Annotated in this window: 17 protein-coding genes; 4 read left to right on the top strand and 13 right to left on the bottom strand. The window is 50.1% G+C overall.

The window, feature by feature from the left end; genetic code table 11:
* Positions 1–20: 20 nt before the first annotated feature.
* From F1E05_RS04265 to rpsB, 12 genes are all read right to left on the bottom strand, one after another.
* Positions 21–848, bottom strand: a complete 828-nt coding sequence (locus tag F1E05_RS04265) for a sterol desaturase family protein (RefSeq protein ID WP_150047050.1) — start codon at positions 846–848, stop codon at positions 21–23.
* Between the two features lie 20 nt (positions 849–868).
* Positions 869–1,321 carry a PAS domain-containing protein gene (locus F1E05_RS04260; RefSeq protein ID WP_150047048.1) on the bottom strand — a complete coding sequence of 151 codons (453 nt, stop codon included), beginning with the start codon at positions 1,319–1,321 and terminating at the stop codon, positions 869–871.
* Between the two features lie 30 nt (positions 1,322–1,351).
* Complete coding sequence (locus tag F1E05_RS04255) at positions 1,352–1,831, bottom strand: SRPBCC family protein (RefSeq protein WP_150047046.1); 480 nt, start codon at positions 1,829–1,831, stop codon at positions 1,352–1,354.
* Positions 1,832–2,340: 509 nt separating this feature from the next.
* Positions 2,341–3,051: a DsbC family protein gene (locus tag F1E05_RS04250; protein ID WP_150047044.1), complete on the bottom strand. Its 711-nt coding sequence runs from the start codon at positions 3,049–3,051 to the stop codon at positions 2,341–2,343.
* Between the two features lie 64 nt (positions 3,052–3,115).
* Positions 3,116–4,480 carry an RIP metalloprotease RseP gene (gene rseP, locus F1E05_RS04245; protein WP_150047042.1) on the bottom strand — a complete coding sequence of 455 codons (1,365 nt, stop codon included), beginning with the start codon at positions 4,478–4,480 and terminating at the stop codon, positions 3,116–3,118.
* The gene (gene ispC, locus F1E05_RS04240) at positions 4,480–5,664 is read right to left on the bottom strand and encodes a 1-deoxy-D-xylulose-5-phosphate reductoisomerase (RefSeq protein ID WP_150047040.1); all 1,185 of its coding nucleotides are present in this window, start codon (positions 5,662–5,664) and stop codon (positions 4,480–4,482) included. Before ispC ends, rseP begins: the two co-directional genes overlap by 1 nt.
* Positions 5,661–6,584 carry a phosphatidate cytidylyltransferase gene (locus tag F1E05_RS04235; RefSeq protein ID WP_150047038.1) on the bottom strand — a complete coding sequence of 308 codons (924 nt, stop codon included), beginning with the start codon at positions 6,582–6,584 and terminating at the stop codon, positions 5,661–5,663. The genes ispC and F1E05_RS04235 overlap by 4 nt, the downstream gene beginning before the upstream one ends.
* A 29-nt stretch (positions 6,585–6,613) precedes the next feature.
* Complete coding sequence (locus tag F1E05_RS04230) at positions 6,614–7,378, bottom strand: isoprenyl transferase (RefSeq protein ID WP_150047036.1); 765 nt, start codon at positions 7,376–7,378, stop codon at positions 6,614–6,616.
* 35 nt (positions 7,379–7,413) lie between these two features.
* On the bottom strand, positions 7,414–7,971 hold the full coding sequence (gene frr, locus F1E05_RS04225) for a ribosome recycling factor (protein WP_150047034.1): 558 nt from the start codon (positions 7,969–7,971) through the stop codon (positions 7,414–7,416).
* A 10-nt stretch (positions 7,972–7,981) separates the two neighbouring features.
* Complete coding sequence (gene pyrH / locus F1E05_RS04220) at positions 7,982–8,701, bottom strand: UMP kinase (protein ID WP_150047032.1); 720 nt, start codon at positions 8,699–8,701, stop codon at positions 7,982–7,984.
* A gap of 88 nt (positions 8,702–8,789) precedes the next feature.
* On the bottom strand, positions 8,790–9,674 hold the full coding sequence (tsf, locus tag F1E05_RS04215; protein ID WP_150047030.1) for a translation elongation factor Ts: 885 nt from the start codon (positions 9,672–9,674) through the stop codon (positions 8,790–8,792).
* A 120-nt stretch (positions 9,675–9,794) separates the two neighbouring features.
* Positions 9,795–10,538, bottom strand: coding sequence for a 30S ribosomal protein S2 (gene rpsB, locus F1E05_RS04210; protein WP_150047028.1), 744 nt, complete (start codon positions 10,536–10,538; stop codon positions 9,795–9,797).
* A gap of 267 nt (positions 10,539–10,805) precedes the next feature.
* Here rpsB and map point away from each other — a divergent pair, with 267 nt between their 5' ends.
* On the top strand, positions 10,806–11,570 hold the full coding sequence (gene map, locus F1E05_RS04205) for a type I methionyl aminopeptidase (protein WP_150047026.1): 765 nt from the start codon (positions 10,806–10,808) through the stop codon (positions 11,568–11,570).
* Between the two features lie 17 nt (positions 11,571–11,587).
* Positions 11,588–14,212 carry a [protein-PII] uridylyltransferase gene (gene glnD, locus F1E05_RS04200; RefSeq protein WP_232056854.1) on the top strand — a complete coding sequence of 875 codons (2,625 nt, stop codon included), beginning with the start codon at positions 11,588–11,590 and terminating at the stop codon, positions 14,210–14,212.
* Positions 14,213–14,349: 137 nt separating this feature from the next.
* On the opposite strand, the gene F1E05_RS04195 is transcribed toward glnD, so the two are convergent.
* Positions 14,350–15,570, bottom strand: a complete 1,221-nt coding sequence (locus F1E05_RS04195) for an FAD-dependent monooxygenase (RefSeq protein WP_150051789.1) — start codon at positions 15,568–15,570, stop codon at positions 14,350–14,352.
* Between the two features lie 253 nt (positions 15,571–15,823).
* Here F1E05_RS04195 and F1E05_RS04190 point away from each other — a divergent pair, with 253 nt between their 5' ends.
* A complete protein-coding gene (locus tag F1E05_RS04190; RefSeq protein ID WP_150047022.1) occupies positions 15,824–21,307 on the top strand; it encodes a glutamate synthase-related protein in 5,484 nt (1,827 codons plus the stop codon).
* Positions 21,308–21,461: 154 nt separating this feature from the next.
* A complete protein-coding gene (locus tag F1E05_RS04185) occupies positions 21,462–23,204 on the top strand; it encodes a sulfite reductase subunit alpha (RefSeq protein WP_150047020.1) in 1,743 nt (580 codons plus the stop codon).

Here is a 23,204-nt window from a genome sequence, read left to right as displayed (position 1 = left end):
TAACGTACTACATTGATTTGTTATCGTTTGCCTTTTGGAATTAAGCCTAAAAGCTGCCTGATTTTTCGTTCGGTAATAAACGCCAGCGAAAACAATTGCACGAAGTTTTCCGCCTCGATTAAATCCAAACCTATATTTGCAGGAACCAACTCCTTTCTGGTACCGAACATCTTATCCCAAACGGACAAAACAATGCCGTAGTTACTATCGTGTTCTATGCGTATTTTCGAATGATGAACTCGATGCAAATACGGGGTGATAATAAAATTAGAAACATATTCTTCATTAGGCACTTTAATGTTGGCATGATGAAAAAATATAAAAAATAATTCGATAATTTCTATCGATAAAACCAAATAGGCATTTACACCTATTAAAATAACAAATATGCATTTGTAAACTATTTCCAACAGCAAGTCGAGCACGTGAAACCTAAACCCGGTAGACACGTTAAAACTTTTATCGCTGTGGTGCACCTTATGAAATCGCCATAACCATTCAAACTTATGACCGGCAACATGCCAAAGATAAATTGCAAAATCAAATAGGGCAAATACCAACAAAAATTTAACGGGCCCGGTTTGCATTCCGTTTAACAAACCTAAATATGAAAACTCTTGCGCCACCAGAAATAATGAGGATGCTTTGAGTACGGTAAGAATGATGTTGTTAACCAAAAATGCCGTGGTATTCGTCACAATTGATTCTTTATACACTTTGGACGGAAACTGCCTATAAGGCTTTCGCTTCTCAATCACTAATAATACGACGAAGGCTAAAACCGCTAGTCCGAGTAAACTTTGATTAAGTAGCAAATCCGGATTAGAACCGTTATTAATTGAGCTCATACCTTATACACGCAAATGTTTTATTTTTTTAAAGCATTAATAATGCCGTTTAGCTCTAATAATTCATTAGTATTATTTACCTGTACCGTAATATCGTGCTGCACACCCAAAAAATAAATAACTCTTTGTTTTTTATCAAACAAAGGAACTATTTTCAATCTATTGTGAAATAAAGTTCCATCTTTTTTATAATTTCTCAGAGTTACTTCTACGGTTTCTCGATTTTTAATCGCCTCGGCAATTATAAACCTAGCTTCTTGATCTCTATCGTTACCCTGTAAAAATCGGCAATTTTTACCTACAATATCTTCTCGACTATAACCTGTTAATTTTTCAAACGCTTTATTAGCGTAAACAATTGGTGCATCTTCCAGATCAGGATCAGCTAACGTAACGCCATTGACGCATTCATCCAGGATGGCGGCCAACACTTGTGGAATCAATCCCGTATCTTTATGAACTACAAACTCCATATTGACAACTCCGAATAAATAGGTTTTATATCAGCACTCAGCCGCGATTAGGTTTTTTATATTTTCTACAGTATTTTCCGCCCCTTCTTCGATCGCATAGCGTATCAATTTTTCGAAGGGCCGCATAAATACGTCCAGCTCCAAAAGTTCGAAGCGAAACGTCAGTTTGGTTGGTTTTTCGGTTTCTTGTCCCTGCAATTGATAGTGGTGTTTATAGGGATCTCGAATGCCTTGAAACACTACTGTGGCATAAGGTTGATATTCAATGATTTCGAATATCGATTCGAATGTTCCATCGGGCTCCTGCCGTAGTTGCTTGGCTTTTGCCCCGACTCTGGCTTCAACACCATCAAGAGCCTCGAAACCAATAACTTCCTGCGCCCATTTAGGATAATTATCGAAAAATCGCTCACCTATGAAATAAAATACTTCTCTCATGGTTTTATCAATTTCGACGCTCGCTTCTCCCGCGATTGGAATATTCATTTCGAAAGGCAACTTAATTCGCATTTTCTCTCCTGATTCAGTAAAACCCGTCAATTAAATCCGGTCGCTCATATCTCAATTGTTTAGATCCGACACAAAAGCGTTGTCATCGTTCAATCAAACCATCTTGAGCTTGACTAACTTTAGACGCAAACCCAGTATGAGTGATCTTAACATTTACCAAAATAACGGATTTTACGTCTCCTATAAGATTAACGCATTAGGAGCAAACAGGATGATACCGAGCGAATTCGGAAAAACAATGGGGCCCGAACACGACTTCTGTTCTAAGGATGGGCATGCTTCAAAGTAGAAATAGCAAGACTGAATAGATTTCGGATTATGCAGGCCGCACTAATCCGGACAGCGCTTATGTCGGTCCGATTTATAGAATGGAAAGCGAATGCCCTCAGACATTCGCACTAGCTAATAAAAAAGAAAGCGTAGATGGGATAGCGGAATAGGACCTGATTGTGTTTCGGCAGACAGGTTTTTTAGGACGTCAGTTTTAGCAAAACATACATGACCGTAAACTATTCGGCATTAAGAATTTTGGCCAGCTTTTCCGCGGGAACATAACCCGGCAAAACATTGCCTTTTTCCGTCACAATCATCGGCGTTCCGCTCATACCGAATGCCTCGCCCAATTGCATATGCCGGTCTATCGGATTATCGCAGGACTTGGCTTGCACGGTTTCGCCCTTTTTGGCCGAAGTCAGAGCTTTTTGTTTGTCTGCAGAACACCAAACAGCAACAGCTTTTGCGTAAGAGTCCGAACCTTTGCCGGCTCGAGGGAAAAACAAATAACGCACGGTGATGCCCTGTGCGAGATATTGATCGATCTCCGAATGCAGTTTACGGCAATAACCGCAATCGATATCCGTGAAAACAGACACTATGTGTTTGTTAGCATCAGGCTTGAAGACAATCATGTTTTGCTCGCCAACCTTATCTAACGCCTGTTTTCTTACGCCTGCCATTTTATCTTCGGTAATATTTTTCTTTTCGACCGAATCGAACACTTGGCCTTGCAGTAAATAACGACCATCCTCAGAAACATAAAAAATGTTGCCGTCGGCAATCACTTCGTACAGACTTTTAATCTCCATCGGGGCAATCGAGTCTATACGAGCTCCGGGAACAAACTCGCCTAAAGTCTTTTTAATGGCTAACTCATCGGTATATCCGGTCGTTAAAGCAACTAACGCTGACATCGTAGTCAAAACGCGCATCAATTTTTTCATAAGATGAACCAATTAGGTTTTGGAAGATAATGGGCAGACAAGGCGGCGTTGCGTTCGTTCAGATCTACTGAAATAAACGGTCCAGGTCTAAAAATAGCGCCAAGGTCATCAAGGACATCAGCAAAAACATACCGATTTGCTGAAAATACCATTGCATCTTATCCGGTACAGGACTGCCTTTGATAAACTCAATGAAATAAAACAGCAAATGGCCGCCATCCAGAACGGGTACGGGCAATAAGTTCAATACGCCCAAACTGACGCTAACCAATGCGAGAAACTTTAAAAAGGCAGTAAACCCCACTTCAGCAGATTGGCCGGCATACTGCGCTATGCTAATAGGCCCGCTCAAGTTCTCGACAGAGGCGGCGCCGATAAACATTTTGCCTATCATTTTTAACGTACTAACCGAATAAAACCAGGTTTTATTCAACGCAACCGGCACAGCAGCCAGCGGCGACATCGAGTATTCCACCTGTAAATCCTGCATCAGGTTATCGGGAATTAAAGGACCGGCGCCAATTTTTCCCACGACTTTACCGTCTTCGGGCTCTTCTCGAATCGGCGTCAGTTGTAACGAAGTTTGTACATCGTTCCGCTCAAGCAGAACGGTAATTTCCTTATCAGGTCTAGCTTGAACGTACTCTACCCATTGTTGCCAATCGGCTATGGGACGGTTATCGGCACTAACGATAAGATCACCGACTTGCAAGCCTACCTGCTTCGCCACGCCCCCGTCCAATAGTTTTCCGATAATCGGCTTTATCTTGGGCATCCAAGGCTGCAAACCCAGACGGCTATTTAATACGTCCGGACTCACCAAATCGGCGGAAGCGAATTTCAATACCCTAAACTTCTGACTGCCGTCGCCGGCTTTTACGTCTACAACAATATCTTGAGCGCCGTCTATCGCTAAGGAAAACAATTCATCGAATGCCAAACTCCAGGTCGGAGTGCTTTTTTGGTTGACGGCGATAATTTCATCGCCGACTTCAAAACCGGCCTCGTACGCCAAACTGTCAGGGCTGATATTTCCTACCACCGGCTTTAGACCGGTTTCGCCGATAATCAATACCAACCAAAACAAAGTGACCGCCAACAGTAAATTCGCCAAAGGACCGGCCATCACTATCGCCGTGCGGACACCGACTGATTGACGGTTGAATGCATAGGGCAAGTCTTCCGGTTTAACCTCGCCTTCGCGTTCATCAACCATCTTGACATAACCACCTAGAGGTACGGCGGACAATACGAATTCGGTTTGCTCGGGCGTTTTTTGATACGCCCACAATTTCTTCCCGAATCCGATCGAAAATCTAAGGACTTTGACACCCGCTAGCCGCGCGACCCAATAATGCCCGAACTCGTGAAAAGCCACGAGCACTGCGATTGCCACGCTGAAGTAAAACAGGGTATGCAAAGTATCCATTAAGCGGACAGCGCCTGGATCACTTGTTCGGCTACATCGCGGGCCTTCCGGTCGGCGGCTAACACCAAGTCCAAGGTATCGGCCGATTCAGGTGCAAACCGGGCCATACTTTGTTCGATAATCAGCGCTATATCGGTAAACCTAACCTTCTCCGATAAAAACGCGTCGACCGCGATTTCATTGGCCGCATTTAATACGGTTGGCATAATCCCTCCTGCTTTTATCGCTTCATATGCCAATTTCAAGCATGGAAAACGCTGTAAATCCGGCTGTTCGAAATCCATATGCGCTACCTCGAAAATATTCAAAGGAGCAACGCCGGAGTCGAAACGCTCCGGCCATGCCATGGCGTGGGCAATCGGCGTCCGCATGTCGGGATTACCCATTTGCGCAAGCACGGAGCCGTCCACGTAATCTACCATCGAATGAATGATACTTTGCGGATGTATGACCACTTGAATGTCGTCAGGCTCCATGTCGAACAACAAACAGGCCTCGATTAATTCCAGCCCCTTATTCATCATGGTAGCCGAATCGACGGAAATCTTTCTCCCCATGTCCCATTTGGGATGGGCCACCGCTTGTTCAGGAGTCACGTCGGGCAATGCCTCCAAGGGGGTTTTTCTAAACGGCCCGCCCGACGCCGTCAGCAAAATCCGTCTGGCCTGTTTGGCGCGATGACCTGCAACGTAATTTGCCGGCATACACTGAAAAATAGCGTTGTGCTCGCTGTCTATAGGCAACAAGGTTGCACCCGAGGCACTAACGGCCTGCATGAATATTTGCCCGGACATCACCAAGGCTTCTTTATTCGCCAACAATACCGTTTTACCCGCTTTGGCAGCCGCAAGAGTAGGCAACAAACCCGCCGCTCCGACGATTGCCGCCATCACGGTATCGACGTTAGCCAAGGTCGCGACCTGTTCCAATGCCCGAGGACCCGACAATACGGACATATCGGCTATTGGCGACGCCGCAATTTTTTCGCAAAAATCGGCGGCCTTGGCTTCATCCACCACGACGGCATATTCGGGACGATGCTGCATACATTGTTGAAACAACCCATCGATATTGCCATTGGCCGTCAACGCAACAACTTTGTATAAGTCGGGATGCCTGCCGACAACGTCTAAGGTGCTGACGCCTATCGAACCCGTTGCCCCCAATATGCAGATTCCTTTCATGAGTAGAATATCCGGCCGATTAATAAAATACCCGCATAAAAGAACGGGGTGGCAGCAATAATGCTGTCGACTCTATCCAATACTCCGCCGTGTCCGGGCAAGAGATTGCCGCTATCTTTCACGCCTTTACGCCTTTTCATTAAACTGAAAAATAAATCGCCGTATATGGATATTAGCACGGTTAGCACTGACAGAATGATGACGTCGATTAAGACCAATTCGTTCAAAAACCACAAAGAATCGTCTTGATTTTCGCCCGAATCTCCGAATAACAATTTGCCGAATACATAAAATCCGATTCCGCAAACCATCGCCGAGGTTAAAGCTCCGTACATGCCTTGCACAGTCTTTCCGGGACTAATTTCAGGTGCCAACTTATCCTTGCCCCATTTTTTCCCTGCGAAAAAGGCCGAGATGTCGGCGGCGCTGATTAAAACCAAAAAATACAGCACCATGCTGGAACCGTAATAAGCCCGCAACTTGCTTAGGAACATCCAGGCAGAGAGTAATATCAACCATCCGACAAAGAATTCCAGCCGTGGTTTAAACTCCGCCTTCAACAGCTGCGGCGCCGCTTGGCGAATCAGTACCATGGCTGTAATCCAGAACAATACCGGTACGACAACGAACCATTCGAGCGCATCGGAGTATTCTTTCACTTCCGGCCACTCCATCGCCTCCCCCAGCAGCTCTAAAAAGAGAGTCCAATAGGTTACTCCCAACATCGGAAAAATTAACGCAGCCAAAAATATCAGCCTCCGACTCAACTTTTCCACGCCGCTCAAGGCCAACCATTCCCATGCGCCGGCCAGCGTAATCAAAGCTACAAATAACGAAAAGTAAATCGCTTCCAATTGAAATACGGCCAAAACAACGACTGCGGCCAATATGCAGGCGGTAAGAATGCGGTGGTGTAACATAATCGTAAATTTATAGTTGTAGTTATTGGTTATAAAACGCGTTTATCGACGACTTGCTCTCCGGTATGCCCAAAGCGCCGTTGCCGGCTTTTAAAACTGTCGACCGCTTTTTGCATCATTTCTTGATCGAAATCGGGCCATAATACGTCGGTAAAAAACAGTTCCGTATAAGCGAGTTGCCATAACAGGAAGTTACTGACCCGTTCCTCGCCGCCGGAACGAATGAAAAGATCGGGGTCGGGCAAATCGACCGTGGTTAAATGTTGGCTGATCACTTGCTCGCTAACCTCGTGCTCGGCGATTTCCCCTGCGCCGATCTTGGCAACAATGGTCCGCAGCGCTTGGGTAACGTCCCAACGTCCGCCGTAATTAGCGGCTATCACCAAGGTCAGTCCGCTATTTTCGGCGGTTTGACGCTCGGCCGCGTATATTTTATTTTGCAAACTTTCCGGAAATACCGATTTGTCACCGATTATCCGTAGCCGGATATTGTTTTTATCCAGCTTATCCACCTCGGATTGCAACGTGCTCATGAATAACTCCATCAGCAGGCTGACTTCCTCTTTCGGTCTGCGCCAGTTTTCGCTACTAAACGCAAACAGCGACAACACTTGAATTTCTTCCTTCGCGCAATATTCAACCACTTTTCGCACGGCTTTAACGCCGGCATGGTGTCCCATGATCCTCGGCATCATGCGCTTTTGCGCCCAGCGTCCGTTGCCATCCATGATAATGGCAATATGCTTAGGTTTTTCGCCGTTAACGATTATTTTGCCGCCAAGATCGCGAGCCATATCGGAATTCCAAAGGTCTGCAGCTAATTCGTATGTTAAATAGACAGCAGATCGGCTTCTTTCTCTTCCAGATGCTTCTCTACCTCTTTGATGTATTGGTCGGTCAATTTTTGAATCTTATCTTCACCCTGACGCGCATCGTCCTCGGAAACCAGCTTGTCTTTCAATGCATCTTTAATGGCCGCATTGGCATCGCGACGGATGTTGCGAATCGAAACCCGGCCTTGTTCCGCTTCGGCTTTGACTATTTTGACTAAATCCCGCCGACGCTCTTCGGTCAATGCCGGTAAAGGTATGCGAATGACCGTTCCCTGCGTAGCCGGATTTAAACCCAAACCGGAGGACATAATCGCCTTTTCTATCGCCTGCACCATGCCTTTTTCCCACGGCACTACTTTTAATGTTCTGGCGTCCTCAACAGAGATATTAGCAACCTGAGAAAGCGGGGATTCGGAACCGTAATAACTGACGCTGATTTGATCCAATAAACTCGGGTGAGCGCGCCCGGTACGAATTTTACTGAATGCTTTTTGCAACGCTTCAATACTTTTCGCCATACGCGCCGCGGCGTCTTGCTGAATATCACTGATCATTATTGTTTCCTCAATTCCTCACGATTAGGGAGCCTATATCTTCGCCGCGCATTAAACGCATTACTGCTCCAGGTTCAAAAACATTCATCACCCGCATCGGCAGATTATTATCCCGACATAATACCAACGCCGTCGTATCCATGACGTTTAAGCGTTGATCGATCGCTTCGTCGTAAGTCAAACGCGAATAAAACACCGCATCAGGCTCTTTATTCGGATCGGCCGAATATACGCCTTTCACTTTAGTCGCTTTAATCATCAACTCGGCGTCGATCTCAATCGCACGCAAACTCGCCGCGGTATCGGTGGTAAAAAAAGGATTGCCGGTACCGGCGGCAAATATTGTCACCCGGCCTTTTTCCAAATGCCGTACCGCTCGCCGCCGAATATAGTCTTCGCAAACCTGATTAATCTTCAACGCCGTCATCACGCGGACGGGTTGCCCGAGATATTCCAGCGCATCCTGCATCGCCAAAGCATTAATCACCGTCGCCAACATCCCCATTTGATCGCTGGTAACCCGGTTTAAACCATCCGAAGCCTTTTCAGCGCCTCGTAAAATATTTCCTCCGCCGATGACCAGGCCAACCTGCACACCCGCATCACACAATTCTTTAACTTCTTGAGCCAAACGTTGAACGATATCGGGATCAATACTGCCACCCTTTTCGCTCATCAACGCTTCGCCACTTAATTTAAGTAAAATTCTTTGACAAATAATCTGGCTCATATTCAACCGGCTAATCCTCTAGCGTGATTTAGGCAATCTTTTGATACAGAAAAAACCCGGTAAGAACCGGGTTTGTCTTTCCGAGGCATTAACCTCTGACTTGCGCCATCACTTCCTCGGCGAAGTTCTCTTCTTTTTTCTCTATGCCTTCACCGACTTCAAAACGGGCAAAGCGTACCACGTCATTGCCTTTTTCTTTCAACAGCTGAGCAACCGTTTTGCTATCGTCTTTAATGAAAGCTTGGCCTTGCAAGGTCACTTCCGCCAAAAATTTATTGATGCGGCCGGAAACCATTTTTTCGACGATATCCGCTGGTTTACCTTTGATTTTTTCTTCTTGTTGCGCCAAGAAAATTTCTTTTTCCTTTTCAATGGATTCAGGCGCAACTTGATCCGCCGAGACACACATAGGTTTACTGGCCGCAATGTGCATCGCAACATCTTTGCCTAATTCGGCATCGCCTTTTGCTAGCTCAACGATTACACCGATTTTGGTACCGTGTAGATAGCATGCTTGACCACCGCTAGCGGTGGCAAATTTTTGAAAGCGTCTTACCGTAATATTTTCGCCCAATTTAGCAATCAACGCACGGCGGGTATCGTCAACGCTCTGGCCGCTCGCCAGGGTTAAAGCTTGCAATTGCTCGTCGTTTTCCACCTCAGCCGCTAGTAAAGCACCGGCAACATCGTTCACAAAGCCGGTGAAATCCTCGCCTTTAGCCACAAAATCGGTCTCGCAGTTCACGTCGACCATGACCACGGTTTTGTTGTCGTCGGAGACTTTTACACCGATGATGCCCTCTGCCGCAATCCGACCGGACTTTTTATCCGCTTTGGCAAGGCCGGCTTTACGCATATTCTCGATAGCCAATTCCATGTCACCATTGGCTTCCACCAAGGCTTTTTTACATTCCATCATGCCGGAACCGGTTCGCTCACGCAGTTCCTTCACCATCGCCGCACTAATACTCATTCTCTATTTCCTCAAATTCGTTAACTAAAAAAACGCCTCACAATGGAGGCGTTTAAATCAAGTTGATAGCAAAAGCTAACGCCGTCGCTGTCAGCGTTAGCTAATGCCGGGCAGCGAATGTTACGATTCGGAGACAACTTCCTCGACGAACTCGTCAGACTTACTGCCCGCATCCATACGCAACGCTTTAGCTTCCAAAACCGCCGCAGCGGCGCTTTGGCAATACAAAGTGACTGCGCGGATCGAGTCGTCGTTACCGGGAATAACATAGTCGATGTTTTCCGGGGAATTATTTGAGTCAACGACGCCTACAACCGGCACGCCTAATTTTTTCGCTTCCATGACGGCATTTTTTTCATAACCGACATCCAGCACGAAAATCGCATCGGGAATACCGCGCATGTCTTTTATGCCGCCCAAGCTACGCTCGAGTTTCTCCAATTCACGTTCCATTCCCAAAGCTTCTTTTTTACTGAATTTTTGATACAAGCTACCATCCGCCTTCATCGCTTCCAATTCTTTCAAACGATTGATAGACTTTTTGATGGTTTTGAAGTTGGTTAGCATACCACCCAACCAGCGGTGATTCACGTAAGGCATGCCGCAGCGTCTCGCCTCTTCGGCCACCGCCTTGCGAGCGGCTTTTTTGGTGCCTACAAACAGAATCGTGCCTTTGTTGGCGGTCATTTGACCAAGATAATTCATTGCATCGTTAAACATAGGAAGCGTTTGTTCCAGATCGATGATATGAATCTTATTGCGGGCACCGAACAAGAAGGATGCCATTTTCGGATTCCAATACCGGGTTTGGTGCCCGAAGTGAACGCCCGCTTCCAACATTTGACGCATTGACACTGCTGCCATTGATTTCTCCTAAAAATTGCCGTTTACGGCATGGGTTACGCCTCCGCACCGCCCCGCCTGATGACCGTCATAAAAATGACCGGCACCCTATCAGACGTGTCGACGAGCGTGAGTATTAAACATAGTGAACTTGGCTTTATACCATGATTGTGATTTTACAACAATACCAAGTCTGGTAGACTGGGCGGCATAACAAGCCGCACACAGCGCCATGCCGCTAGTCCGGCCAGTCAATCTATACATCTTTTTTGAGCGCACCGCCTCACCATGAGCATCCCAATAAAAACCCCGGACGAAATCGAAAAAATGCGCATTGCAGGCAGGTTAGCTGCCGAAGTACTCGAAATGATAGAAGCTCACGTCACAGCAGGTGTCACCACCGAAGAACTTGACCGTATCTGCCACGATTACATTGTCAACGAACAACAGGCAATTCCCGCTCCGTTAAACTACCGAGGTTATCCGAAATCGATTTGCACCTCGATCAATCACCAAATTTGCCACGGCATTCCCAGCGACAAAAAATTAAAAAGCGGCGACATTGTCAACATCGACATTACCGTTATCAAAGACGGCTATCACGGCGATACCAGCAAGATGTTTTGCATAGGCGACACCAGCCCGCATGCCAAACGCTTGGTCAACATCACGCGCGAATGCCTATTTCTGGGTATAGAACAAGTCAGACCCGGCGCGCATTTCGGCGACATCGGACATGCCATCCAAACCTACGCCGAAAGCAATCGCTACTCTGTCGTTCGAGAGTTTTGCGGGCACGGCATCGGAAAACAATTTCACGAGGAACCCCATGTCATGCATTTCGGCACACTCGGCGAGGGCGCTATGATGTTACCGGGTATGATTTTCACCATAGAACCCATGATCAACATCGGTAAACGCCACATGAAAATTCTGCCGGACGGCTGGACCGCGGTAACCAAAGACCGCAGCCTTTCCGCCCAATGGGAACATACTATTCTGGTGACGGAAAGCGGATACGAAATTCTGACCTTGCGGCGGGAAGAATTTTGAACGTATCCCCAAGCCGATTGACGTTCAATTTTTCTGATTACTTTTCAGAACACGCGCCGATTTCGGCTTACAAACAAGCCATACAACAAGCCAACGCTCAACTAAAGCAGCGCTTCGACCCGACCGCATCACCGCACCTCCTGCTTGCTGAAAAAGCCCAATTCATCGACGACTTGCTGAGCACATGCTGGCAACATTTTCTCGGCGACGAGGCTAACAAACAAGCCATTGTCGCAACCGGCGGGTATGGCAGGCGCGAATTATTCCCCTATTCGGACATTGATCTTTTGATCTTACTGGACCAAAATTTTTCCGAAAATGTCCAGGAGCGGCTGTCGGCATTCAGCAACTTCCTCTGGGACATCGGCTTGAAACCCGGCCTCGGCACTTGCTTCGTATTCGAATGCACCGCTTTAGCCAGCCAGGATCAAACCATCTTCACCAGCCTGCTGGAAATGCGCCTGATCACCGGCGACCAATCCTTGTTCAGAGCCCTGAAAAAACAAGTCATCGCCAGCCAACTGTGGTCGTCGGAGCGGTTTTTCCTGGCCAAAATGGAAGAACAAGAACAAAGGCATGGCAAATACCACGATACGGCTTACAACCTCGAACCGAATATCAAAGAAGGTCCCGGCGGCTTACGGGATATACAAGTTATAGGCTGGGTGTTCAAACATCATTACAACGCCGATTCGTTGCACGAACTGATCAAATACGGCTTTTTGCCGAAATCGGAATACGACAGCTTAATCGCCGCGCGCGACAATTTATGGCGACTGCGCTTCGCCCTGCACACCGTCACTAACCGTTGCGAGGACAGGCTGCTATTCGATTATCAGCGCGAGCTGGCCAAACTATTCGGATTCGCCGATCACGAACAGCAACCGGACGTCGAAGCCTTCATGCAGTTCTTTTTTAAGACGGTGGCGGAAATTGAATGCTTGAACGAGATGCTGCTGCAGTTATTGAACGAACGCCTGATCAACAATTCTGAAACCCTAATTCCAATACCGATTACCGCAAATTTTTCGGCCATTGCCGGCTACCTGGAAGCCAGCCACGAAGACGTATTCGAGAAAGAGCCGCTCGCCCTTTTGGAAATTTTTTTGTTGTTGCAGCAAGCGCCTTCGTTAAAAGGCATCAGGGCCGGCACCATTCGCTTGATTCGCAAACATCTGCCACTGATAGACGCGCAGTTTAGACAGAACAAAACCGCCAATCGGCTGTTCGTGGAAATACTCCGGCAACCGCGCGGCATTACCCACCAGCTTAAACGCATGAACCGATACGGCGTGCTGGCCGCCTACATGCCGGATTTCGCCAACATCGTCGCGCGCATGCAGTACGACTTATTCCATATTTATACCGTCGACGAACACACGTTGTTCGTCATCCGGAATTTGCGCCGCTTTGCACTGGATAAGCACAGCAAGGAACTACCGTTTTGCAACAACATCTTCATGCTGGTCCCCAAACCGGAAGTACTATACGTCGCCGCACTGTTTCACGATATCGCCAAAGGCCGCGGCGGCGACCATTCCATGCTCGGCGAAACTATCGCCAGCCAGTTTTGCCAGCAACACGACTTAACCCAGCACGACACGAAATTGATCACTTGGCTGGTGCGTAATCACTTGCTGATGTCTATGACCGCGCAACGCAAAGACATCAGCGATCCGGACGTGATACACCAATTCGCATTGCAGGTCGGCAGCATCGAATACCTCAATTATCTCTATCTACTGACCGTCGCCGACATCCGTGCCACCAATCCCAGCCTTTGGAACAACTGGAAAGACGCGCTGCTGAAAGACCTGTACGTCGCCACTCATAGAGCACTACACCGCGGCTTACACAACCCCTTGGCCCGTTCCGAATGCATCAAAGAAAATCAAACGGAAGCCACAGCCATTTTGCGCCAACTCGGGTTAAAACAAGACACCATAGAACATTCGTGGCAGCACTTGAGCGAAGATTATTTCATGCGTTATTCGGCGGACGAAATCGCTTGGCATACCATTGCGATTGCCGCAAGCTCCGAACACGATTTGCCTTTAGTACTATTACGACCGCAAACCCAGCGCGGCAGCGCCGAAGTATTCGTCTATACCCAAAACCAGGAGCAAATCTTCACCATCTGTACAGCGACCCTAGACTATCTGGGCCTAACCATCTTGGATGCGCGTATCATTACCTCCGACGACGATTATGTACTGAATAGCTTTCAGGTATTGGAACAGTCGGGAGAAGCGATTATCGATTTGCATCGCGAAATCCACATCTGCGACGCATTAAGACAATGCTTGCGCGAAAAACAAGTCAAAACCTCTAAAAATTTTCACAAACAATCCCGTCAGGCCAAGCATTTCCCGATTCAAACACGTATTACCTTTTTGGAAGACACGCCCAAGCGCTTGAGCAGCATAGAATTGGTAACCACCGACAGAGCAGGCTTATTGTCCTCGGTAGGGCACGCGTTCAACGAACTGGGAATTCAATTGCACGACGCCAAAATCACTACCATAGGCAGCCGCGCTGAGGATATGTTTTACATTACCGACCAAAACGCCCAACCGATAACCGACCCGGACTTCAGACAACGTATCGTCAACACTTTATCTCGATACGTATCCGGCAAATAAACACAACAACCGCCTCATAGCGGCTTGAGGCGCTTGCCAAGAATTAATATACCCGAATGGCACCGGATTTTTGCTCTTTGCAACAGCAGCCGAACAAAAAAACCGATCAGCCGAGTATATTGAGGCCGGAAACCGCCCTATCTCAAGTTTAAAGATTCGCCGCGCGCCAGCTTGGGCAACTGCCCCTCCAAGCCCATCGCCGCCTTCATCACTTTTTTCCGCACCGGGGATAAACGTTGCGCCAGCCCCAATCCTATATTTCTGATTAATTTGATCGGCATGATGTCGTTGCTGAACGACTGATAAAACACGTCCATGACCGTCATCATTTTGAGATTTTCGTTGCGTCGCATGGCTTCGTAACGCCTTAACACCGTGACATCCGCAATGTCCCGCCCGGCATGCGCCGCATCGACCAACACTTCGGCCAAAGCTGCGGCGTCCAACAGGCCGATATTGACGCCTTGCCCGGCTAACGGGTTTATCATATGCGCCGCATCGCCGGCTAACGCCACCCCCTGCTTGACATACTGCTGCGCATGCTGGCGCCGTAACGGAAAACTGCCAACCGCAACGATGCGCTTGATAGTACCCAGACACTCGGGAAACGCGGCAACCAACTCCTGTTGCAATGCGTCGAACGGCAAGGCTTTCAAACGCCGCACTTCATCCGGCGAGTGATACCAAACCAACGAGGCGAAATGCCCGGTCAGCGGCAGAAAAGCCTGAGGCCCACTAGGCACAAAGCGCTGCCAAGTGATGTCTTGTTGCGGATAATCCGTTTCCACATACAACACCAAGGCGTGCTGATTGTAATCCCAGCTGGTGACGCCTAAACCGACCGCCTGCCGAACTTTGGAATGTCCGCCGTCGGCCGCCACCAATAAACGCGCATGCAACTCGGCACCGTCGGTTAATTGCACCCGAGCGGAACAGCCGTCATATAGAATTTTGTCGATCGCCTGCGGCATTAACACGCTTACGTTCTCAAAATCCGCAAGACGCTCGAGCAAGGCTAATTGCGTGACTCGATTCTCGACTATATAGCCTAATTCCGGAAAACGGATATCGCCACTATCGAACGTGGTATCGCCGCTACTTTCCCAAACCCGCATGCGTCGAAACGGACAGTATCTTCTGGCAACCACGCCATCCCAGGCGCCGACGGATTCCAAAATTTTTCTGGATGCGATGCTTAAAGCCGAAACCCTTAAATCGTGCGCTTGTTCGGGAGCAAAAGGCTCCGGTGCTTGCGCTTCTATCACGGCAACCTTCAAAGCGCTGCCACCCAGGCCGCAAGCAATCGCAGCACCGACCATTCCGCCGCCAACCACGATGACATCGAACTCTTGTTGCAGATTAGTCATAAATCAATACTCGCACCTTTTAGCTAAAGGCTAACGCTGCCACGCACACCATGACAGAGAAGCCGGCGCATGGTATCATTAGTAAGTTTCTCTAGCCGAAAAACTTAAGAAAATCTCACAGAATTTTTGCTGCTATTGGCGACTGTAACACGCAGCTGCCATAAACACCATTTCGGCACAGTCGCCCTCTGCGCAAATCGGCACGAGGGCGCGTTTAAACCAGCAAGACAGGATCTGGATAGCAATGATCAATAACGCCCAGAAATATAACGCAATTCACATGCTCTACGATGCCGACCTATCGCAAGACAGTTGCGGCGTAGGTTTCATCACACGCAAGGATAGCAAACAGACGCATGACCTGTTGTTGAAATCGCACGAAGCCTTGTGCACCATCCCTCACCGCGGCGGCATGAGCGCCGAAGGCATAGGTGACGGTGCCGGCGTCAATATAGATCTGTCGTTAACCTTCTTCCGCAAGATCACCGGCAATGAGAGTTTGCAACCGGGTCAATTCGGGGTTGCCAATTTCTTTTTTCCGGAAAATCACGCCCAATACGACGCGATTGCCACACAATTAATCGAAACGCATTTAAAAGAGTTCGATCTGCCGGTTATCAAATGGCGCGAGGTCCCGGTCGACAAAGCAGTGCTGAACGCCGCATCAGTCAAAGCGCAACTGCCGATCAAACAGCTTATTTTCGGGCGTCCCGCTTCTTTAACCGACGCAAGCCATGACGCCTTCGAAAGACATATTCAACAAGCCTTGCTGGCCATAGAGGCGGACGGCTTCAAACGCCCGGAATTGCAAGGTTTTTATCCGCTGTCCATGAGTTCGCGCACCTTGGTCTACAAAGGCCGCCTGAACTCGTTTGAAGTCATTCCGTACTTCGTCGACTTGTACGACAAAGACCACGAAATCAGCACCCTGTTTTTCCACACCCGCTTCTCGACCAATACCGCGCCGGCCACGATGATGGCACAACCGTTCCGTTACATGGCGCATAACGGCGAACTGAACACCGACAAAAAAAACCGCCTCAGCGAAAACGCCATTGCTCGACAAAACAATAAACACATCGTATTCCCCTGCGGCCAATCGGACTCCGGCCGCCTGGACCAAACCCTAACCCGCCGCATTAACGAAGACGAACTCGACATCGTTACCGCCATTTTGGCCATGATGCCGCCGGCCTGGGAAAACGACCCGACGCTGTCTCCGGAAGTCCGGGCCATGCTGGAATATTTCAGCCTGTACGAAGAGAAGAACGACGGCCCGGCGGCCTTGATTTTCAACGACGGCATTCGGGTCGGCGCCCGCCTCGATCGCCTGGGCTTACGCCCGTTGCGTTCGGTCGAAACCGCGGAGTATCTGGCGGTAATGTCCGAAGCCGGGCAAATCGATTTTCCGCCCGAGCAAGTGCTACGCCGCGGCCGTATCGAAGCCGGCGGTATGTTGTACTTCGACCATCACAGCGGCAAGTCCTACGACAGCCGCCAAGTCATGGAACGCTTGGCCGGCGAAAAAGACTACAAATCGTTATTGGCACAACGTTGTATACACATCGACCAGTTACCCAAGGTCGAGCTTGCCGAAGTCGGCAACGACCACGAATTGAACATCGACCAGCGTCATACCGCCTATTCGCTGAATCAGGAAAGCTTTAAATTCCTGCTCGATCCGATTCTGCAAACCGGCCTGGAAAAAGTCACGGCCATGGGCTACGGCCTGGCGCCCAACGCATTGAGCGCGGCCGAAGGCGGCATGTCGCGCTACTTCAGCCAGCGCTTCGCCCAAGTCACCAATCCGCCGCTGGACTCTTTACGGGAAAGTGACGGCATGACTTTGCGCGTCGCCCTGGGCGCCAAACCGACATTCGCACCTAGCGCCAGTAAGCAGCTCATGATTGAGTCGCCGATTCTGCAACGCACGCAACTGGAACAAATCCGCCGACAAACCCAGGTCAAACACGTAACCCTGGACATGCTGTACACCCCTGATTTCGCCGACCCACAGCGTAACGAACAGCTGCTGGAACAAGCATTTTTAGCAGTATGCAATCAGGTCGAACAGGCTGCGCGCGCCAACACCGGCATCATCATTCTAAGCGACGCCAACATCAGCAAGACCCACGCAGCGATACCCGCCTTGCTGATGATTGCCGCAGCCAATCAACATTTGGTCAAGCAAGGCTTGCGTTTCAACTCGTCGCTGATCATGGAAACCGGACAAGCGGCCAGTCCGCACGACGTGGCGACGATTTTGGGATTCGGCGCCTCGGCGATTTGCCCGCTCAGCGTGCATAACCGGGTAGTGACCGAATACGTCGACGCGGCGGCACGGCAAAAGGCCTTGTACCACTTCCAAAAAGGCGTAGAAAAATCGTTGATGAAAACCATGGGCAAATTCGGCCTGTGCACTGCGGAAAGTTATATCGGCGGCGAATTTTTCGAATCCAATTATCTCGATACCGATGAACCCAAGCTGAAGCCTTATTTTCCGAACATTAACTCGTCGGTCGGCGGCGCGCGGTTTTCCGATATAGCCGCCAGTGCTTGCGAATGGCATCATAAAGCCCTGACAGTACAAAGCGAAAGCGACATCCCCTTCCTCGGCCTGTTCAAGGAACGTCAAGACGGCGCCGGCCATACCTTCGGCAACACCGCGGTACGCGAATATATCGCCATGACCGACGAAGCGATTCTATACGTACCGCAACAGCAAGCCGCACAGGCCAGCGATACCGCTTACCTGGATTTCGGCTACGAAAAACGCACGCCGGCGCAGATCGACGCGTTCGGCATTACCCCTGCCTATCGCAGTTTTACCAAAAATCTGGCGCAGGAGCGCGCGGTTCGCCCGGCTGCGCTACGTGACGTCATGGAATTTCCCGTCGACGTCAGCACAGCACAGAGCAAAGCCGATTTCGACCGCTTACTCGGAAGCCAAAACCTACCGGGGAACAACAACTTTTTGATTCGCGGCCTCAGCGTTACTCAAAGCAACGGCGCGGTGTTCCGGATCGAACTGACGTCCGATAACAATGCAACACGGCTAAAAGAACTCGCGGAACATTTTAAAGCCCGCTTCTTAGGACAGGATTTTGCGGCGTCGATAGAAGACGGCAATCTCAACATCCGCGTCAACGATAGCGACAGTCTGTTGTACCACTACTTGAGCAAGGTAAAACCCGGCCGAGAACGGATAGCGCTGGATCAGGTACAACCGGCTCACCAAATCACCCCGACCCTGGCTTCCGGCGCGATGAGCCACGGCGCGTTGTTGGCCGAAGCCCACGAAGCCGTCGCCCAGGGCACCAACATCGCCGGCGGCATGAGCAACTCCGGCGAGGGCGGCGAACACTCCAGCCGCTTCGGCACCATACGCTCCAGCAAGATCAAGCAATTTGCGTCCGGCCGCTTCGGCGTTTGGGCCGGCTATTTAGCCGACCCGAATCTGGAAGAAATCGAAATCAAGATCGGCCAAGGCGCAAAACCCGGAGAAGGCGGCCAACTACCAGCGCCTAAGGTCTCGGTGGAAATAGCCGCTTTACGCGGCGGCACGCCGAAAGTCGAACTGGTCAGCCCGCCGCCGCATCACGACACCTATTCGATCGAAGACTTGGGCCAGCTGATCCACGACGCCAAAGCCGCCCGCGTTCGGGTGATCGTCAAACTGGTATCCTCAGAAGGCATAGGCACTATCGCGGTCGGCGTCGCCAAAGCCGGCGCCGACGTGATCAACGTAGCCGGCAATACCGGCGGTACCGGAGCGGCAGCGGTCACCAGCTTGAAAAATACCGGCCGCTCTCCGGAAATCGGCATCGCCGAAGTGCATCAAGCGCTGGCGGTCAACGGCTTGCGCGACAAAGTCGTCCTGCGTTGCAGCGCCGCCCACCAAAACGGCGCCGACGTAATCAAATCGGCCATACTCGGCGCGGACTCCTTCGAATTCGGCACCACGGCGCTAATGATGCTGCGCTGCGTGATGGCCAAAAACTGCAACATACGTTGTCCGGCCGGTTTGACCACCGCCCACGAAGAGTTCAAAGGCGACCCGCGGGTATTGGCTCAATATTTCATGAATTTGGCCCACGAAGTGCGCGAAATTTTGGCGGATTTGGGCTACCAAAGTTTGAAAGAGATTCGCGGCAAAACCGAATTGCTGCATCTGATCAATCACCCAAGCATGATAGGTCAGTTGCACTTGCAAAAATTGCTCGCCGAAGTCCAAGAAGTCAAAATTGAAAAGCCGATCTATCTGGAAAAAAACTTTGCCATCGACGACCTGATCTTCGCTCGGGTGAAATCCGAGCTGTTCGACAAAGGCCGTAACGCTATCGTGATCGAAGGCAGCGAATTCAAATTGAACAACCGCAACAAAAGCGTAGGCGGACAAACCGCCATCGATTTGGAGCGGCTACTGCAATACGAATTGTCGGCAGAACAAATATCCGCAAGCAAAATCATCTACACCAACCAGCACGGCCGGCGTTATCTGGCCGACGACACCATCACCGTCCGCACCTACGGCTCGGCCGGCCAGAGCTATGCCGCTTTCAACAACGACGGGTTGCGCATGGAACACACCGGCACCTGCAACGATGGCGTCGGTAAAACCGCATGCGGCGGCACCATCGTGGTTAAATCGCCGGGCGGTGGCTCCAGTCAAGCCGGTGAAAACGTGTTAATCGGCAATTTCGCCCTGTTCGGCGCGTCCGGCGGCAAAACCTTCATCAACGGAGAAGCCGGCGACCGCTTTGCGGTACGTAACTCCGGCGCGATGGCGGTGGTGGAAGGCGTGGGCGATTTCGCCTGCGAATACATGATCAACGGCGCGGTATTGAATTTAGGCGGTTTCGGCAAGGGTTATTGCACCGGCATGTCCGGCGGCAACGCCTATCAATACGATCCACACGATCGTTTGGAAGCCCTGTACGATAAAACGTCCGTCACCCTGCATCGTTTGACCGAAGACAGCGAAATGGCGCAAGCGCATGAGCAATTTATTTTGTACATGCTGCAGCAGCACATCGAACACACCGATTCGGAAACGGCCAAACGCATCATGGCTAATTGGCCTGTAGAGCGTCAATTTTTCAAATTTGCACTACCGACTTGGTTGAACCGTACCCAAACCGCCGACTATTTACAACAAAGCATGGACCGCAAAGCCATGATCGAAGAACTGTCGGTGGCGTTCGCTCAACAGCAAATCGAGCAAATCAAACGCGCCTACCTATCCGGTGCCGCGTTATTCGGCGGCGCCATCCCGGCTTATGGCGAAACCGACACCGAGTTGACGCTGAAATTGATCAATAGCTACGCAGTGATCGACAAAGCTCAGCAAATCGCCAAGGATCAGCTCGACAAGTCCGGATTGCCGGTGACACCGGCCTTGATCGATAAACACGCCTATAAACTGATCACCGAAAGGCCGCGCAAATTGCAAGATGCGTTAATCAAAAACATCCGCGAAGCGTATAGCCAATACGACGACAAGCAACTGGCCGCGTTAATGGCGCAAAAACGCTTGACGGATTACAAAACCACATTGATGTTGCGCGATGTGCAAAGCATCTATTCAATCGGCTCCACCGCTTGGATCATTCAACAAAACCGAATCAATCGGACAGCATTGGCCGAGGTGCCCTCGGTCGACAAAAATTTGGCGAGCTTGGAAAGCTTAGCCATCGTAAAGGAAATGCTGGACAGCGAAATAGCATAGCCTTAAATTCCGGTTGGCAATGCCGGCATTCTCCGGCTCTCGTCGCCCGGCGACGGGGCCGGCGATTAAGTGCGGTTAAACATTCAGCGACACACAGCGAGTATTGATTTGTAAAGCGACCGGGTCTGTTTGACACGACCCCATTGGTATAGAAATGAAATCACCTTTTATTCCCGAAAACGCCCCTTTTAGTGAAATTCAGCGCGCTTGGCTAAGCGGATTTTTTGCCGGCATGCATAGCCACATGATCCAGAGCGCCGGCAGCGTCAACCCCGCAAATGCCCGAACTTTGCACATCTTGTACGGTAGTCAAACCGGTAATTCGGAATCCCTGGCCCACGATACCGCCGCCAGAGCCAAAAGCCACGGCTTGCTGCCGGTCGCGAAAAGCATGGATGAAGTGGAAATCGGCCAGCTGGCGCAAATGGAATATTTGCTGATCATTACCAGCACCTATGGCGAAGGGGCGATGCCCGACAATGCCGAAATGCTGTGGGAGGCGGCCAACGGCGATAACGCGCCGCGCCTGGAAAACGTCAAATACTCGGTACTGGCTTTAGGCGATACCAGCTACGATTTGTTTTGCCAAGCCGGGATAGATTGGGATAACCGGCTGAGCGCATTGGGGGCCAAGCGGATTTTCGATCGGGTGGATTGCGACGTCGACTTCGAAACTCCGGCCGAAAAATGGATTAGCGAGGTCATCCCACTGATGGCCGAAGGTGCCGCCACCGTCGCCGTGGTCGATACTGGCAGTCAAGACAACGGTAAACCGGCCTACAACCGCAAAAATCCATTCCCGGCCAAACTGCTGGCCAACCGTCTGTTGACCGCGGAACATTCGTCGAAGGAAACCCGCCATTACGAAATCTCGATTGCCGGGTCCGGACTCAGCTACGAAGCCGGCGACGCCCTGTGCGTCGTACCGACCAACTGTCCCGACCTTGTCGCACAAATCGTCAAGGCACTAGGTTGTACCGGCAGCGAGGACGAGCCGGTCGGCGGCGAATTGATGCCGCTGTCCGAAGCCTTGCGCACCCATTTCGAAATCAAAACCCCCAGCAAGGAATTGGTCGAGGAAATAGCCAGACGCTCGGGCGATCAACAGTTGAACGCCCTTCTGCAAGCCGGCGATAAAGATCAACTGTCCGACTATCTTTGGGGTCGAGACACCCTGGATTTGCTGTTACAGTTCCCGTCCGTCGAATTATCCGCCGCGGAATTCCTGGCCTTGCTGAAACCTTTGCAGCACCGTGCCTATTCGATCTCCTCCAGCAGCAAGCAACATCCGGACGCGGTTCATCTGACCGTCGCCAGCGTTCGTTACGACGCACACGGCCGCCATCACAAAGGGGTTTGCTCCACCTATCTGGCGGACTTGGTCGACGCAGACAGCGACGTGAAGATTTTTTTCACCCCAAACAATAACTTTCGGGTTCCTGCCGACGATAATTTACCGATGATCATGGTAGGCCCCGGCACAGGGATTGCGCCGTTCCGCGCTTTTTTGCAGGAACGCCGCGCCCGCAACGCCAATGGCAAAAATTGGTTATTCTTCGGCGATCGTAACGCAGCCACCGATTTCATTTATCGCAACGAAATCGAAGACATGCAAGCTACAGGCATTTTAACCCGCCTGGATTTAGCTTTCTCCCGCGATCAAGAACAGAAAATCTACGTGCAAGATCGTATGAAGGAACACGGTGCCGAGCTGTTCGCCTGGCTAGAACAAGGTGGCTATTTTTTCGTCTGCGGCGACGCTTACCGGATGGCTAAAGACGTCGACCAAGCCTTGCACGACATCATTAGGGAACACGGCAAACTGACGCTGGTCGACACTGTCGAATACGTCAATAATTTGAAAAAAGAAAAACGTTACGTCAGAGACGTTTATTAA

Source organism: Methylomonas rhizoryzae, assembly GCF_008632455.1.
GTDB lineage: Bacteria > Pseudomonadota > Gammaproteobacteria > Methylococcales > Methylomonadaceae > Methylomonas > Methylomonas rhizoryzae.
The sequence above is the reverse complement of the archived record's forward strand: the minus strand, read 5'-3'. Positions and strand labels throughout refer to the sequence as shown.

Coding starts and splice junctions, on each gene's coding strand:
- F1E05_RS04265 (WP_150047050.1), bottom strand. CDS start 848: ATGAGCTCAATTAATAACGGTTCTAATCCGGATTTGCTACTTAATCAA.
- F1E05_RS04260 (WP_150047048.1), bottom strand. CDS start 1,321: ATGGAGTTTGTAGTTCATAAAGATACGGGATTGATTCCACAAGTGTTG.
- F1E05_RS04255 (WP_150047046.1), bottom strand. CDS start 1,831: ATGCGAATTAAGTTGCCTTTCGAAATGAATATTCCAATCGCGGGAGAA.
- F1E05_RS04250 (WP_150047044.1), bottom strand. CDS start 3,051: ATGAAAAAATTGATGCGCGTTTTGACTACGATGTCAGCGTTAGTTGCT.
- rseP (WP_150047042.1), bottom strand. CDS start 4,480: ATGGATACTTTGCATACCCTGTTTTACTTCAGCGTGGCAATCGCAGTG.
- ispC (WP_150047040.1), bottom strand. CDS start 5,664: ATGAAAGGAATCTGCATATTGGGGGCAACGGGTTCGATAGGCGTCAGC.
- F1E05_RS04235 (WP_150047038.1), bottom strand. CDS start 6,584: ATGTTACACCACCGCATTCTTACCGCCTGCATATTGGCCGCAGTCGTT.
- F1E05_RS04230 (WP_150047036.1), bottom strand. CDS start 7,378: ATGGCTCGCGATCTTGGCGGCAAAATAATCGTTAACGGCGAAAAACCT.
- frr (WP_150047034.1), bottom strand. CDS start 7,971: ATGATCAGTGATATTCAGCAAGACGCCGCGGCGCGTATGGCGAAAAGT.
- pyrH (WP_150047032.1), bottom strand. CDS start 8,701: ATGAGCCAGATTATTTGTCAAAGAATTTTACTTAAATTAAGTGGCGAA.
- tsf (WP_150047030.1), bottom strand. CDS start 9,674: ATGAGTATTAGTGCGGCGATGGTGAAGGAACTGCGTGAGCGAACCGGT.
- rpsB (WP_150047028.1), bottom strand. CDS start 10,538: ATGGCAGCAGTGTCAATGCGTCAAATGTTGGAAGCGGGCGTTCACTTC.
- map (WP_150047026.1), top strand. CDS start 10,806: ATGAGCATCCCAATAAAAACCCCGGACGAAATCGAAAAAATGCGCATT.
- F1E05_RS04190 (WP_150047022.1), top strand. CDS start 15,824: ATGATCAATAACGCCCAGAAATATAACGCAATTCACATGCTCTACGAT.
- F1E05_RS04185 (WP_150047020.1), top strand. CDS start 21,462: ATGAAATCACCTTTTATTCCCGAAAACGCCCCTTTTAGTGAAATTCAG.